15 protein-coding genes are annotated in these 14,927 nt (G+C 63.7%); 9 read left to right on the forward strand and 6 right to left on the reverse strand.

Going from position 1 to position 14,927, the window contains the following annotated elements; all coding sequences use genetic code 11:
* Positions 1-21: 21 nt before the first annotated feature.
* A complete protein-coding gene (locus ACT89O_RS24235; protein ID WP_055398033.1) occupies positions 22-1,074 on the reverse strand; it encodes an SPFH domain-containing protein in 1,053 nt (350 codons plus the stop codon).
* Positions 1,075-1,353: 279 nt separating this feature from the next.
* On the opposite strand from ACT89O_RS24235, the gene ACT89O_RS24240 reads away from it, so the two are divergent.
* Positions 1,354-1,620: a DUF2061 domain-containing protein gene (locus ACT89O_RS24240; RefSeq protein WP_487261425.1), complete on the forward strand. Its 267-nt coding sequence runs from the start codon at positions 1,354-1,356 to the stop codon at positions 1,618-1,620.
* 235 nt (positions 1,621-1,855) lie between these two features.
* Here the strand turns inward: ACT89O_RS24240 and ACT89O_RS24245 are convergent, their stop codons facing one another.
* Positions 1,856-2,161 (reverse strand): flagellar basal body protein, encoded by a 306-nt coding sequence (locus ACT89O_RS24245; RefSeq protein ID WP_055398029.1) that lies wholly within the window; start codon positions 2,159-2,161, stop codon positions 1,856-1,858.
* Positions 2,162-2,228: 67 nt separating this feature from the next.
* Positions 2,229-3,179, reverse strand: a complete 951-nt coding sequence (locus ACT89O_RS24250; RefSeq protein WP_487261426.1) for a LysR family transcriptional regulator — start codon at positions 3,177-3,179, stop codon at positions 2,229-2,231.
* 129 nt (positions 3,180-3,308) lie between these two features.
* On the opposite strand from ACT89O_RS24250, the gene aptA reads away from it, so the two are divergent.
* The 3 genes from aptA (at position 3,309) to ACT89O_RS24265 (ending at position 7,160) form a co-directional block, all read left to right on the forward strand.
* Positions 3,309-4,670 carry an omega-aminotransferase AptA gene (aptA, locus tag ACT89O_RS24255; protein ID WP_055398024.1) on the forward strand — a complete coding sequence of 454 codons (1,362 nt, stop codon included), beginning with the start codon at positions 3,309-3,311 and terminating at the stop codon, positions 4,668-4,670.
* A gap of 139 nt (positions 4,671-4,809) precedes the next feature.
* Entirely contained in the window at positions 4,810-6,327 is a 1,518-nt protein-coding gene (locus ACT89O_RS24260) for a CoA-acylating methylmalonate-semialdehyde dehydrogenase (protein ID WP_487261427.1), read from the forward strand.
* A gap of 164 nt (positions 6,328-6,491) precedes the next feature.
* Entirely contained in the window at positions 6,492-7,160 is a 669-nt protein-coding gene (locus tag ACT89O_RS24265) for a phage tail protein (RefSeq protein WP_436129412.1), read from the forward strand.
* 307 nt (positions 7,161-7,467) lie between these two features.
* Here ACT89O_RS24265 and ACT89O_RS24270 read toward each other — a convergent pair whose 3' ends face one another.
* Positions 7,468-8,019: a GNAT family N-acetyltransferase gene (locus tag ACT89O_RS24270; protein ID WP_487261428.1), complete on the reverse strand. Its 552-nt coding sequence runs from the start codon at positions 8,017-8,019 to the stop codon at positions 7,468-7,470.
* Between the two features lie 45 nt (positions 8,020-8,064).
* Here ACT89O_RS24270 and ACT89O_RS24275 point away from each other — a divergent pair, with 45 nt between their 5' ends.
* From ACT89O_RS24275 to ACT89O_RS24295, 5 genes are all read left to right on the forward strand, one after another.
* Positions 8,065-8,364: a DUF6916 family protein gene (locus tag ACT89O_RS24275; RefSeq protein ID WP_158603284.1), complete on the forward strand. Its 300-nt coding sequence runs from the start codon at positions 8,065-8,067 to the stop codon at positions 8,362-8,364.
* A gap of 471 nt (positions 8,365-8,835) precedes the next feature.
* Positions 8,836-11,178, forward strand: a complete 2,343-nt coding sequence (locus ACT89O_RS24280; RefSeq protein WP_121421673.1) for an NADP-dependent malic enzyme — start codon at positions 8,836-8,838, stop codon at positions 11,176-11,178.
* 154 nt (positions 11,179-11,332) lie between these two features.
* Positions 11,333-11,740 carry a guanyl-specific ribonuclease gene (locus ACT89O_RS24285; protein WP_055398013.1) on the forward strand — a complete coding sequence of 136 codons (408 nt, stop codon included), beginning with the start codon at positions 11,333-11,335 and terminating at the stop codon, positions 11,738-11,740.
* A 140-nt stretch (positions 11,741-11,880) separates the two neighbouring features.
* The gene (locus ACT89O_RS24290) at positions 11,881-12,306 is read left to right on the forward strand and encodes a barstar family protein (protein ID WP_010464776.1); all 426 of its coding nucleotides are present in this window, start codon (positions 11,881-11,883) and stop codon (positions 12,304-12,306) included.
* Positions 12,285-12,497, forward strand: coding sequence for a hypothetical protein (locus ACT89O_RS24295; RefSeq protein ID WP_147433275.1), 213 nt, complete (start codon positions 12,285-12,287; stop codon positions 12,495-12,497). The genes ACT89O_RS24290 and ACT89O_RS24295 overlap by 22 nt, the downstream gene beginning before the upstream one ends.
* Positions 12,498-12,691: 194 nt before the next feature.
* Here the strand turns inward: ACT89O_RS24295 and rsmA are convergent, their stop codons facing one another.
* Both rsmA and ACT89O_RS24305 read right to left on the reverse strand, forming a co-directional pair.
* Positions 12,692-13,471 (reverse strand): 16S rRNA (adenine(1518)-N(6)/adenine(1519)-N(6))-dimethyltransferase RsmA, encoded by a 780-nt coding sequence (rsmA, locus tag ACT89O_RS24300; RefSeq protein WP_487261429.1) that lies wholly within the window; start codon positions 13,469-13,471, stop codon positions 12,692-12,694.
* A gap of 30 nt (positions 13,472-13,501) precedes the next feature.
* Complete coding sequence (locus tag ACT89O_RS24305) at positions 13,502-14,917, reverse strand: peptidylprolyl isomerase (protein WP_487261430.1); 1,416 nt, start codon at positions 14,915-14,917, stop codon at positions 13,502-13,504.
* Between the last annotated feature and the right edge of the window lie 10 nt (positions 14,918-14,927).

Consider the following 14,927-nt stretch of genomic DNA (forward strand, 5'->3'; position numbering starts at 1 on the left):
TATTTATGATAGCAACCGGGTTCAGACCAGCTTCTTGAGCAGCTCAGCCTTCTTGGCGTCGAACTCTTCCTGCGTGAGGATGCCCTTCGACTTGAGTTCGCCCAGCTTTTCCAGCGTTGCCATGACCTCTTCGGGCTTGACACCCACCGGGGTCGCAGCGGCCTGCGCTGCCGCAGCAGCAGCGGGAGCCACCGGGGTCTGCAGGCCCTGCTGCAGGTTTTGCGCCAGCACCTGGCCCAGCGCCACGCCCGCGCCGAGGCCCATCGCATCGCCCGCAATGCCGCCACCACCGCCACTGGCTTCGGCGAACTTGGGGATGGCCTGCGCCGTCTGGTACTGCATGAATTTGGCCATGTCGTTGCCCACCATGCCCATACCGATCTTCTGGTCGAGGATCTTTTGCAGCTCTTCGGGCAGCGAGACGTTCTGCACCGTGAGAGATTCGATCAAGATGCCCAGCTTGGCAAAGATGGGCGCCAGTTCCTTGACCATCGCCTCCGCAAACATCACCTGGTTGGCCGCCAGGTCGAGGAACGGCAGGCCGCTGCCCGCAATGGCGTTGCTGATGTTCTGCAGCACCAGGCCGCGCAGCTGGCCTTCCAGGTCGGCCACGGGATACGACTCGCGCGTGCCCGAGATTTCGGTGTGGAAAGCCTTGGGGTCGGCAATGCGGAAGGCGTAGTTGCCGAACGCGCGCAGGCGCACGGCGCCAAAGTCCTTGTCGCGGATCGTGATGGGCTGGGGCGTGCCCCACTTCTGGTCGATCTGCTGGCGTGTGCTGAAGAAGTACACATCGCTCTTGAAGGGGGACTCAAAGAGCTTGTCCCAGTTCTTCAGGTACGTGAGCACCGGCAGCGTCTGCGTGGTGAGCTTGTAGGTGCCGGGACCAAACACGTCGGCTACCTGGCCTTCGTTCACGAAGATGGCCATTTGCGACTCGCGCACCACCAGCGTGCCGCCGTTCTGGATTTCCATGCCCGCCATGGGGAAGCGCCAGGCCAGCGTGCCGTCCCCCTCTTCGGTCCATTGAATGATGTCAATGAACTGTTTCTTGATGAAGTCCATGAGGGCCATGTGTGCTCCCAAAGCAAAAGGGGGGTTGAAAAGAGCGGCCATCATAGCAACGGGGGCATGGCGCGGAGCGGCTTTTTTTGAGCCCCATCGGTGAACTGGTTCACGCGCTGAATCAGTTTGGTTGGCATGGCGCCGCCCGACCGGGATGCATGGCCGCTTGATAGTGGCTATCTCCGGCTTAGTGATGATCAATTAGCCAACGCTATTGAGAATTACTACCATTTCAACATCCCTGCACACCACCGCAGGCCCTGATGAAGAAGTGAAAAGGAGTCCGCCATGTCCCACATCCGCCGCGCTGCCCGCCAGAACAAAACCATGCTGATGAAAACTGGCAGCTACTACGTGATCCACATCTGCGTGGCCGCCCTGGTGGCCTATGCCGTCACGGGCAACCTGTGGGCCTCGCTCACGCTGAGCCTGCTGGAGCCCACGGTGCAGGCGGTCGCGTTCTTCTTCCATGAAAAGGCGTGGGACCGGGCTGCGCGGCGCGGCGCTGACGACACCACACAGGCACCCAGCCCAGCCGCCTTGCAGGCCGTTTGAACCAACGTCTGAACCACCCGTACGAAGGAGCCCCCATGTACAGCATTCCCTTGCGCAGCCGCACCGCTACCGGCTTGGCCTTTCAACGCTGGCTCGTTCACCGGCTGGCCGGGCTGGTTGTAGCCAGCTGAGGTCGCCCGAGGCCACTCCAGCGCTGGCGCTGGCGCTGGCGCTGGCGCTGAAAACAACAATGCCCCGGCTGGCGGGGCATTGTGGGGAGCGCGGGAGAAACGACTCAGGCCTTTACGTCCAGCAGCGAACCCATCATTTCGTCTTGTGCCTTGATGGTCTGCAGATTGGCTTTGAAGGCGTAGGTGGCCGACATCTGCTCGACCGCCTCCTTCTCCAGCGCCACGCCCTCGGCCTCTTGCTGGCGCTGCACGGTGGCGCGCACGCCAGCGCTGTCGGCGGCCTCTTCCTGCGCCACCACCTGGCGGCGGTAGTTGGGGGTGTTCATGTTGGCCACGTTGTTGGCCGAGGCATCCAGCCGCAACTGCGCGGCCTGCAGGCCGGAACTGCCAATCGAAGAAATGGTTGCCATGGTGTGCCCCGCTCAAAAGCGCCAAAGAGTTGGCATTGTCTGCCTGCGCCGCGCTGCGGGCAAGTCATCAACCATGGGCCTCCAGTAGGCATTGTGCAAACGCCTGCGCCGCCCTCGGCGGTTGCGGCGACTTGCGCAGCACGCTCACAAACTGGCAGCGGTAGTGGAACTGCGCGGGCAGAACGGTCTGCATGAGCCCCTGGCGCTCGAAGCCTTCGGCGTAGTGGTCGGGCAGAAAACCCAGGTAGCGGCCTGAGAGGATCAGCGTGGCAATCGACTCCTGGTCGAACCCGGTGGCCTTGCGCGGCAGGCGGGTGCTGTGGCTCAGCTCCATGTTGGGCGAGTGGTAGCCCAGGCCCGCAAACTGGTAGGCGCGCAGGGATTCCCAGGTGAGCGCAGCATGGTCGGTGCCATACAGCGGGTGGCGCGCGCCGCAGTACAGCAGCATGGTTTCGGCGAACAGGTCGGCATAGACCAGGCTTTGCGACGTGCGGTGCGCCGGGATGATGCCCACGTGGAAGCTGCCGTCGATCAGCCCGCGCTCGATGGCCGGGATGGACGCCACGTGCATCTGCAGGCTGACTTCGGGCGCTTGGCTGGCAAAGAGCGCAATCGCATCGCCAATGTGCGCCGCCGGGTTGCTGGCCGTCTTGTCGAACACCGCCACCTCCAGCCGCCCGCCCATGCGGCGGTGGATGTCGTCGATGCTGCTGCGAAAGGCGTCCACGGCCGACAGCAGGCGCAGGGTCTCGTCGTACACGCGCTGCCCCTCGGCCGTGAGGGCAAAACCGGCCCGGCCCCGGCGGCACAAGGTGAGGCCCAGGCGGGTCTCCAGATCCTTCATGTGGCGGCTGACGGTGCTGGTGCCAATGTTCAGCTCCAGCTCTGCGGCCGACATGCCGCCGCACTCGACCACGCTCTTGAAGACCTGCAAGAGGCGCAGGTCCATGTCGCTGAGCTGGCCCAGTACGGCGCGGCGTTTGGGGGAAGGGTGGGGTGGAGGTGTTTTTACTTGCATAAACCGTCAAGTAAACATTGATATTGGAGTATTGGAGAGATTAACAGGCAGCGCAACAATGCCCTACGTCAAGCCCCAGACCGCTGGGGTTGCCCGCCTTTTGTCGCCGCCTTTGCACTGGAGAACCCCATGAGCTTCGTCAACATCGAAAAACCCGCCGCTGGTGCCGAAGGCCCCCGCATGGACGCCGAATGGCTGGACGCGCACTGGATGCCCTACACGGCCAATCGCCAGTTCAAGGCCAACCCGCGCATGATCGTGGAGGGCAGCGGCGCCTACTACACCGACGCGGACGGCCGCAAGATTTTTGATGGCCTCTCGGGCCTGTGGTGTGCGGGCCTGGGCCATGGCCGCCGCGAGATCGCCGAGGCCATTGGCAAGCAGGCGATGAAGCTGGACTACGCGCCCGCCTTCCAGTTCGGCCACCCGCTGTCGTTCGAGTTGGCCAACCGGGTCAAGGAACTGACGCCTGCGGGCCTGGACTATGTGTTCTTCACCGGCTCGGGCTCCGAGTCGGCCGACACCTCGCTGAAGATGGCGCGCGCTTACTGGCGCAACAAGGGCCAGGCGAGCAAAACCCGCCTGATCGGCCGCGAAAAGGGCTACCACGGCGTGAACTTCGGTGGCATCTCGGTGGGCGGCATTGTTGCCAACCGCAAGATGTTCGGCCAGGGCATTGAAGCCGACCACCTGCCCCACACCCAACCGCCCGCTGGCTCGTTCCACAAAGGCATGCCGCCTACCGGCAAAGAGCTGGCCGACCGCCTGCTGGACGTGATTGCGCTGCACGACGCATCGAACATTGCCGCCGTGATCGTGGAACCTTTCTCGGGCTCGGCCGGTGTGGTGATCCCGCCCGTGGGCTACCTGCAGCGCCTGCGCGAGATCTGCACGCAGAACAACATCCTGCTGATTTTTGACGAAGTGATCAGCGGCTTTGGCCGCAGCGGCGCCTGGACCGGGGCCGAAGCCTTCGGCGTGACGCCCGACATCCTGAACTTTGCCAAGCAGGTGACCAATGGCGCGCAACCGCTGGGCGGCGTGGTGGCCACCAAGGAAATCTACGACACCTTCATGGCGGCGGGCGGCCCGGAATACATGCTGGAGTTCGCGCACGGCTACACGTACTCGGCCCACCCTGTGGCCTGCGCGGCGGGCATTGCGGCGCTCGACATCCTGCAGAAGGAAGACATGATCGGACGCGTGAACGCGCTGGCGCCGTACTTCGAGCAAGCCGTGCACAGCTTGAAGGGCGCCAAGCATGTGGCTGACATCCGCAACTTTGGGCTGGCTGCTGGCTTCACCATTGCCGCGCTGCCGGGCGAGCCGGCCCGCCGCCCCTATGAAATTGCGATGAACTGCTGGAAGAAGGGCTTTTATGTGCGCTACGGTGGCGACACCATCCAGCTGGCGCCGCCCTTCATCAGCGAGAAGGCCGAAATCGACCGCCTGATCAACGCACTGGGCGATGCCCTGGCTGAAACGGCGTGATGACACACCCCCGGCCCTTGCACGGCGGCCGCTGGCCTGGCGCGCGCCGTTTCATCCGCCAGCGGGAATACTCCTGATTCAATAGCTGCTAGCGCTTTCTAGATAAGCGCTAGCAGCACTTTTTACCCATATTTTTGCCATGAACCACGACAAGAACGTCACCACCACCGTCGGCCACCTGATCGACGGCAAGATCGTTGCGGACACGGCGCGCACGCAGCCGGTGTTCAACCCCGCCACGGGCCAGTCGACCACCAGCGTGGCGCTGGCCAGCAAGGCTACTGTGGAGGCCGCCATTGCTTCGGCCGAAGCCGCCTTCCCGGCCTGGCGCAACACGCCGCCCCTGAAACGCGCCCGTGTGATGAGCAAGCTGAAAGTCCTGCTCGAAGAAAACGCCGACAAGATCGCCGCCCTGATCACCGCCGAACACGGCAAGGTGCTGGCCGATGCACATGGCGAGCTGCAGCGCGGCATCGAAAATGTGGAATACGCCAGCTACGCGCCCGAGCTGCTCAAGGGCGAGCACAGCCGCAACGTGGGCCCCAGCATCGACTCGTGGAGTGAGTTCCAGGCGCTGGGCGTCACCGCAGGCATCACACCCTTCAACTTCCCGGCCATGGTGCCGCTGTGGATGTGGCCCATGGCCGTGGCGTGTGGCAACACCTTTGTGCTCAAGCCCTCCGAGCGCGATCCATCCTCCACGCTGTTCATCGCCCAGCTGGCGCTGGAAGCGGGCCTGCCGCCCGGCGTGCTGAACGTGGTCAACGGCGACAAGCTGGCCGTCGATACGCTGCTGCAGGACCCGCGCGTGAAGGCCGTGAGCTTTGTCGGCTCCACGCCGATTGCCGAATACATCTACAGCGAAGGCTGCAAACACGGCAAGCGCGTGCAGGCCCTGGGCGGCGCCAAGAACCACGCCGTGCTCATGCCCGACGCGGATGTGGACAACGCCGTGAGCGCCCTGATGGGCGCGGCCTACGGATCGTGCGGCGAGCGCTGCATGGCCATCCCGCTGCTGGTGGCCGTGGGCGACGCCGTGGGTGACGCCGTGATCGCGGGCCTGAAGACCGAGATCGCCAAGATGAAGGTCGGCCCCGGCACCGACAACAGCAACGACATGGGCCCGCTGGTGACCAAGCCGCACTTCGAGAAGGTGAAGGGCTATGTCGACCAGGGTGTGGCAGAGGGTGCCACGCTGGTGGTCGATGGCCGCGGCGTGAAGGTTGCGGGCCATGAGGAAGGCTACTTCCTGGGCGCGTGCCTGTTCGACAACGTCAAGCCCGGCATGAAGATCTACCAGGAAGAGATCTTCGGCCCCGTGCTCGGTGTGGTGCGCGTGAATACGCTGCAGGAAGCCATGCAGCTCATCAACGACCACGAATACGGCAACGGCACCTGCATCTTCACGCGCGACGGCGAGGCCGCCCGCTACTTCACCGACCACATCCAGGTGGGCATGGTGGGCGTGAACGTGCCCCTGCCCGTGCCGGTGGCTTACCACTCGTTCGGCGGCTGGAAGCGTTCGTTGTTTGGCGACCTGCACGCCTACGGCCCCGACGCCGTGCGCTTCTACACCAAGCGCAAGACCATCACCCAGCGCTGGCCCAGCGCCGGTGTGCGCGAGGGCGCGGTGTTCAGCTTTCCGAGCAGCCGATAGAGCGCCGCGCACGCTCAGGGCCTGTTCAAAGTCCCTCCGATGGGGTGACGGGCCGGGGAGTGCGTTCGCGTGTGTGAAATGCCTCTTGCAGCATTTTCGTTGACCGCTCCCGTGTTGCCGTCATAGTATTCCTGAGCCTATCACTCACTAATGGAGGAGAACTCATGGACGCATTTATGGGGATGATCATGCCGGTCGGTTTCAACTACGCGCCGCGCGGCTGGGCGTTCTGCAACGGACAGACGGTTCCTATTCAGCAAAACTCAGCCATGTTCGCCTTGCTGGGAACCACGTACGGGGGGGATGGCGTGAACACCTTCGGCCTGCCGGATTTGCGAGGCAGGGTCCCCGTCGGATCACAAGCCCCTGGACCAGGATTGACCCCCATTGCACAAGGCGAGAAGGCGGGTACCAACAACAACACTGTGATTGGCACGGGCTCGGTGACGGTGACACTCAATGCCTCGAATCTGCCACCGCACACGCACCCGGCCACCTTCGACCCCGCAGGGCTCACGGGCACAACGCATTTGCAGGCGTCCACGGGCACCACGGGCACCAGCACGACTCCCGCCAATGGCTCTTTCCTCAGCGCATCGCCGAGTGGCCCGAGCAGCGCGTCCATCTACTCACCGACCGCAACGGGTCCTGTCAACCTGGGCGGCGTCAGCACCGCCATTGGTGGTACAGGTGCGGTGACGGTGGGCGCCAATACCGGCGGCCAGCCGTTGGCCGCCCCCGTGACGACCACAGCCATGGTGTCCAACATGCAGCCGTATCTGGGCCTCAACTACATCATTTGCATGGAAGGCATCTTCCCATCGCGCAACTGAGATCGTTGGACGGTCTCGCGCAAGCAGCGCTGCGGTCGCTGCGTGCGGCGTGGGCAGCTATGCGGCTGTCGCATAGCTGCGGTGGGGCATCTGGCCTGGGGCATGGATTGTCTGCAGCCAGGTGGCCAGCAAGCGCCGCAGCTTGTTCTGCGGCCCCCGGCACCGTGATCTACTTGCAGTGTGTCCCCGTTGTGGATGCAGGAACCGCCCCACGGATGGCGTTGCCTGCAAGCGCTACGCGGTCAGGCACACTTCATTTCCCCCGTCGAAGATGGCTTCAACAACGGGGCGATTGCGCTGGCAGGTCTCACTGCGAAGTGCTTCTCCAGATCATCTGTACGAACAGATCGTCTTCGGTCACGGAAGTGAATCCGCATTTTTGATACAGACACTGCGCTGGACCGTTGTATCGCCCTACCGCCAGACACAGTGGCAGGCCCTGCGCTGCTGCATGGCGCTGCAGCGCAGCCAACGCAGCCATTGCAGCGCCGCTGCGGCGAGCTGGCGGCGCAATGGCGATATCCACCAGACGCAATTGTTCGGGTGAGGGGTCTACCACCATGCGCCCTATTGGCTGGCCGGAACGCAGCAGTACCAACTGGCGGGCCAAGGGGAACTGGTGGCGGTAGCCGGTCTCCTGTGCATTGAACTGCATGGCTATCAACTGCTGGAGCATCGCGAGGTCGGGGATGGCCTGCTGGAGGTCATCGCGGGTAGATAGATAGAGTTCCAGCAGAAAAGGCTGATCGTCGTCGGCCCTCTCACGCAGGGCGAATGGTTCAGATAGCAAATACACAGTGGATTCTCGGCTGTAGGATGTTGAGTGGGTCGTGGATACCAGCCCATTCTGGCAACTCAATGGCCTGTATCCAACCCTTTTGTGATCCCTCAACACACGCCATCGATGAGCACCACTTTTGAATCCGTCAACACCCTGGTGGGCAGTCCCTTCGTCGCACTGACAGAGCATGGCCCTGTGGAGCTGGTTTTGGTAGAAGCTACCGAACGGGCGCGCGGCCATTTGCCAGAGCAATTTCGGACACCGTTCACACTGCTATTTCATGGACCAGATGTTCCAAGGCTTTCTCAGGCAACGTACACCCTGAGCCACCCGCAATTGGGAAGTGTGCAGTGGATGCTGGTGCCGAGCATGCCGGATACGCGCTCGCCGAACATCGCCCGCTATGAGGCGCTGTTTGGCTAACAGCTTGCCCCCATGGGAAGCACCGCTAACGATAGCGCCCGCTTCGATCTGTTGCCCGCTGGAGCTGGAAACGAACTGGAAACCGTCGATGACAGAAGGACCGCTGCAGTCCATTTCAGCGGTCTTTTTTCCGTATCTCGGCCATGGACTGCGCTGACTGCAAAACAGCCCTGGCTAGGAACGATTGTGGTGAAGCCCACGGTTTAGCAGCTTGAAGCCCAGGCTGGACGGGCTCGAAGCGGAGGTCCAGACCACTTCGGCAGCGGTTGCATAAGGGTTGCACCTCGCGCTGGAGCGATCCGCCGCATTCCAACCCAGACGGCAAAGCTGAATTTCCCATGTAAGCAGATTCGCTTACTAGGGTTTTTACCGAACGCGGCCTACAATCGCCCACCCTTACGAAAGCTGACAACCTGCGCCGGACCTGCTTGAACCGGCGTGGCATTGACACCCCAAGCTGGAGACAATTGAATGCCCGAAAACACCACGGCCCAGAACAACAACGATTCCGACAAGCGCGCCCAGTTGCGCCGTGCCGCTCTCGAGTACCACGAGTTTCCCAAGCCCGGCAAGATCGCCATTGCCGCCACCAAGCAGATGGTCAACCAGCATGACCTGGCGCTGGCCTACTCGCCCGGTGTGGCCGCACCTTGCGAAGAAATCGTCAAGGACCCGGCCAATGCCTTCCGCTACACCTCGCGCGGCAACCTGGTGGCTGTCATCACCAACGGCACCGCCGTGCTGGGCCTGGGCGACATCGGTGCGCTGGCCTCCAAGCCGGTGATGGAAGGCAAGGGCGTTCTGTTCAAGAAATTCGCCGGCGTGGATGTGTTCGACATCGAGATCGACGAAAAAGACCCCCAGAAGCTGGTGGAAGTGATCGCCGCGCTGGAGCCGACCTTCGGCGCCATCAACCTCGAAGACATCAAGGCCCCCGACTGCTTCTACGTGGAGCGCGAGCTGCGCAAGCGCATGAAGATCCCGGTCTTCCACGACGACCAGCACGGCACGGCCATCACGGTGGCGGCCGCCATCGTGAATGCGCTGAAGGTGGCGGGCAAGAAGATCGAGGAGGTGAAGCTGGTCACCAGCGGCGCGGGTGCAGCGGCGCTGGCCTGCCTGAACCTGCTGCTCAAGGTGGGCGTGCAGCGCAAGAACGTGTTCGTCACCGACCTGGCAGGCGTGGTCTATGAAGGCCGTGAAGAGCTGATGGACGACGACAAGCGCCAGTTCATGCAAAAGACCGACGCGCGCAAGCTGGCCGAGGTGATGGTGGGCGCGGACGTGTTCCTGGGCCTGTCGGCGGGCAATGTGCTCAAGCCCGAGATGGTGGCCACCATGGCCGAGCGCCCGGTGATCTTCGCGCTGGCCAACCCCAACCCCGAAATCACGCCCGAGCTGGCGCACAGCGTGCGCAGCGACATCATCATGGCCACGGGGCGTTCGGACTACCCGAACCAGGTCAACAACGTCCTGTGCTTCCCGTACATCTTCCGTGGCGCGCTGGACTGCGGCGCCACCACCATCACCGATGAGATGGAGATTGCCGCCGTCCACGCGATTGCCGAGCTGGCCCAGGCCGAGCAGAGCGAAGTGGTGGCCGCCGCCTATGTGGGCGAGAAGCTGTCGTTCGGCCCCGAATACCTGATTCCCAAGCCGTTCGACCCGCGCCTGATGATGAAGATTGCGCCGGCCGTGGCCCAGGCCGCCATGGACAGCGGCGTAGCCCAGCGCCCCATCGCCGACATGGACGCTTACCGCGACCGGCTGCAGACCTTTGTCTACGCCTCCGGCACGACGATGAAACCCATCTTCGACGCCGCCCGCACTGCCGCCAAGAAGCGCGTGGCCTACGCCGAAGGCGAAGAAGAGCGCGTGCTGCGCGCCGCGCAGATCGTGGTGGACGAGAAGGTGGCCCGCCCCACGCTGATCGGCCGCCCCGCCATCATTGCCCAGCGCATCGAAAAGTTTGGCCTGCGCCTGAAAGAAGGCGTGGACTACGACGTGGTCAACACCGACTTCGACCACCGCTACCGCGACTTCTGGCAGACCTACCACCGCATGACCGAGCGCAAGGGCATCACCCAGCAGGTCGCCAAGATCGAAATGCGCCGGCGCCTCACGCTCATCGGCGCCATGATGCTGCACAAGGGCGAGGTGGACGGCCTGATCTGCGGCACCTGGGGCACCACGGCCAACCACCTGCTCTATATCGACCAGGTGATCGGCAAACACGCGGGCGGCGCCGACAGCACGGCGCAGGATGTGCCGGTATACGCCTGCATGAACGGCCTCATGCTGCCCGGGCGCCAGGTGTTCCTGGTGGACACCCACGTCAACTACGACCCGACCCCCCAGGAGCTGGCCGAGATCACCGCCCTGGCTGCCGAGGAAATGATGCGCTTTGGCGTCAAGCCCAAGGCCGCGCTGCTGTCGCACTCCAACTTCGGCACCAGCAACCACCCCAGCGCCGTCAAAATGCGCCAGACGCTCGAACTGCTGCGCCAGCAAGCCCCCTGGCTGGAAGTGGACGGTGAAATGCATGGCGACGTGGCGCTGGACGGCAAGGCCCGTGCGGCCCTCATGCCCAGCAGCGAACTGACGGGTGACGCCAACCTGCTGGTGTTCCCCAACATCGACGCAGCCAACATCGCCTACAACCTGCTCAAGACCGCCGCAGGCGGCGGCATCGCCATCGGCCCCGTGCTGCTGGGCGCGGCCAAGCCGGTCCACATCCTGACGCCCAGCGCCACCGTGCGCCGCATTGTGAACATGACAGCACTTACCGTGGCCGATGCCAACGTGTCAAGATAAGCCAAAAATTGATAGCAAGCGCTAACTTAAAGAGCTTGTTTTTCCCTTCAGCGTCTGCCCAATCTTTGTGCAGACGCTTGCTTTTTGGGGGCCGTTGAGCGACACTAGCGGCTCGAAATTTCGGGTTAACCCGTAGTTTCTGAAAGGTTCGTTGATGCTGAAGGCTGTAGCCACCCGGGCGCGCAAAGCAGGGTTTTTGTGTGTTTTGGGTGTTGCGTTCGTGTTGTCCCCGGTAGCGGGGCATGCCCGGAACTCCCCGTCCACCGACGGCTCCATCCCCCCTATCGCATTGGCCGAGTTGCCGCCCCAAGGGCGGGCGACGTATGCGCTGATCCGTGAAGGAGGGCCCTTTCCGTATGACAAGGACGGAACAGTTTTTGGCAATCGCGAGCGGCTGTTGCCCGCCCACAAGCGGGGCTACTACCGTGAGTACACCGTCAGAACACCAGGATCGCGCAACCGGGGAGCCCGGCGCATTGTGTGTGGCGGCAAGCCCCGGGTTCCGGACGCCTGCTACTACACCAGCGATCACTACGCCAGTTTTCGCGAGATCGTCGAGTGACCCCCGTTGCGCTGCACGCAGGCCAGAGATACGCTGGCAGCGGTAAGCGCGCCCCCTTGAATCCCCCACCCGCAGGCTGCATCCCGCAGCCCTGCGAAATGCCAGAAGTTTGTGGACTTTAAAAAGAAAGAGTAGCGGAGATGCAGACGCCACTTCGTAAAGACCTGGAAACGCCACTGCGTGGCGTGCGCACCAACATCGTGCAGTCCATTCGCGCTTTCCGCGTGCAGGACCTGCAGGATGCGGCCACCTCCATGGGTCACCATTTCTTGTACGCCAACCTGGCCCACGCGCAGTCCAAGCAGGATGTGCTGGACCTGATTGCCGGGCAATTCACCTTCCCGTCGCACTTCGGCAAGAACTTTGATGCGTTGTACGACTGCATGACGGATCCCTTGCATAAATCGGGCCCGCAGCCTGGTTTCATCGTGGTGCTGGAGCAGATCCCCGCCACGGGCAAGTTCGACAAGGAAGCGCGTGAACAACTGCTCGATATCTTCCGCGACGCCGCCGACTACTGGGGCGACCGCAAGATACCGTTCCGGTGTTTCTATTCTTTTCTGTAGCCCGTTCTGCATCCACCAGCCAAGCAGAACGGGCGAACGAGGCTACCGGCACCCAACAAGGTGTCGAGGGCATTGAAATCGGCACGGATTCCGCCGAAAAAATGCCGACCGACAAGCTTGTCGATGTCTCCCCGATGGCGCTGCGCATGAGCAGCCCTTTCAACGCGGGTTACTGGCTGAGCGCGGCGTAACAGAGACATCCCCCTGAGGCGCTTTGCGCCTTCCCCCTTCTCTCGAATTGCTGCGCAATTCGGGAAGGTGGACGATGCCCTCGCGGCGGGGCGGCCCTTGCTTGGCATCTCTCGCCTGGGGCGCGCCAGCTGTTGACGCTTTGCAGCCAAATCAGGCACTAGCGCTTATGCATCAAGCGCTAGCAGCTATTGATTCATGAGCATTCCTGCGCCAGAGCGACAAACTCGCTCACCGGCACTTCCTCGGCGCGGCGCTGGGTGTCGAAGGTGCCAGCGAACTGGCGCGCTTCGAGCCAGCGGCCCAGGGTGTGGCGCAGCAGCTTGCGGCGCTGGCTGAAGGCGACCTGCACCAGTTCTTCCAGCAGGGGCACCGACAAAGGCGCAGGCTCTGCGTGCGGCACCATGCGGACCACGGCGCTGTCCACGCGTGGGGGTGGGTCAAAGCTCTCAGGCGGCACGAACAGCACGTTTTCCATGGCGTAGCGCCACTGCAGCATGACTGACAGGCGCCCATAGTCGCTGGTGGCGGGCTTGGCCACCATGCGATCGATCACTTCCTTTTGCAGCATGAAGTGCTGGTCTTCAATCACCTGCACATGGTCCAGCAAGTGGAACAGGATGGGCGTGGAGATGTTGTAGGGCAGGTTGCCCACCACGCGCAGCTTGAGGCCGGGCAACGCGGCTTTCTCGCGCATGGCCAGTGCCAGCGCGGTGAAGTCCACCTTGAGCACGTCGGACTCGATCACTTCCAGCTGGCCGTGCAGCCGCAGGCGCAAGGCCAGATCGCGGTCCAGCTCGATGACCGTGAGGCGCCCCAGGCGCTCGACCAGGGGCTGGGTCAGCGCCGCGAGGCCCGGCCCGATCTCAACCATGGGCTGGCCCGGCTGGGGTGCAATGGCCTGCACGATATCTTCGATGATGCCCTTGTCGGACAGAAAATGCTGCCCGAAGCGCTTGCGGGGGATGTGTTTCAACGCGTGCTTACCTGTCTGATCATCGATCGGTCACTGCGGTGGGTCGCGGTATTCGACATACGCGCGTCCGCGCAGCTCCTGCGCCCAGGTGGCGTAGGCCTCGTCCAGTTTCTTCTCGCGCACGGTGTCGCGCGCCATGTCGCGCTGCTCGCGCTGGGTGAGCTTGGCCTCGCGGCGCTCCAGCAGCTGGATCAGGTGCACGCCGAAACGCGAAACCACGGGTTCGCTGATGTCGCCGGGCTTGAGGGCGTTCAGGGCCTGCTCGAACTCAGGCACATAGCGGCCGGGGGTGGCCCAGCCCAAGTCGCCACCTTCCTTGGAGCTACCGTCCTGCGAGTGCTCACGGGCCAGCGTCGCAAAATCGGCCTGCCCCATCTGCACACGGCGGCGGTAGTCGGCCAGGCGAGCGGCGGCGGCGCTTTCGGAAAGTTGCGGCCCCGTGCGCAGCAGGATGTGGCGGGCATGGTTTTGCACCACCGTGGTGGGCACGCCAGCCGTGACTCGCTCGATCACCTTGAGCACGTGGAAGCCCGCTGGCGAGCGCACGGGCCCGACGATGCTGCCCACAGGCAGGCCCAGCGTGGAGTTCACAAACAGCTCGGGATACCGGTCGGCCGGGCGCATGCCCAGTTGGCCGCCCGCGCGCTGTCCCTCGGGTGCATCCGAAAACTCGCGGGCCACGGCCGCAAAGTCTTCCCCCGCGCGCACCTTGTCGGCCGCGCGCTGGGCGCGTGCCTGGCGCTCGGCCACCTGCACGGGGCTCGCGTTCTCGGGCACCAGCACCAGCACATGGCCCAGGTTGATCTCCATCGAAGCGACGTCGTTGCCCTTTTGCTGCTCGCGCAGGTACTGGTCGATGTCCAGGTCGGTGACTTTCACGCGCGCCTCCACCTCGCGCTCGCGCAGGCGCTGCAGCAGCAACTGGTTGCGCAATTCCTCGCGGAAGCGCTCCTTGCCCATGCCGTCCCGCGCCAGGCGGCGGTAGAGGTCATCGACCGACATGTTGTTCTGGCGGGCCACGCCCTGTTCGGCCTGCGACACGGCGTAGTCATCCACCTTGAGGCCCGATTCCTTGGCTTGCTGCAGCTGTGCGCGCTCCAGGATGATGCGCTCCAGCACCTCGCGCGCCAGCAGCTCCCGGGGCGGCATGGCACCCCCTTGCTGGGCCAGCTGGGCTTCGGCGCGGGCCAGGCGCGCGCGGACCTCGTTGTTGGTCACGGGCTCGGAATTGACCACGGCGACAATGAAATCCGCCTGCCGGGGTGCCGAGCTGCTGCTACCACTCGCCGTTTCTGCAGGCAGCGTGATCGATGGTGCGGCCGCCGGGCGCGCCGTCAGCCCTTTGCCCGACGGTGCGCCGGAAGGGCGCAGCCCTTGGGCCAGGGCGCCCTGGGAGAGCAGGGAAGCCAGGGTGGCAATGGCCAGTGCAATGACACGGTGATTCATGGCGTTAAGC

It is taken from the genome of Acidovorax sp. NN32 (genome assembly GCF_057597245.1).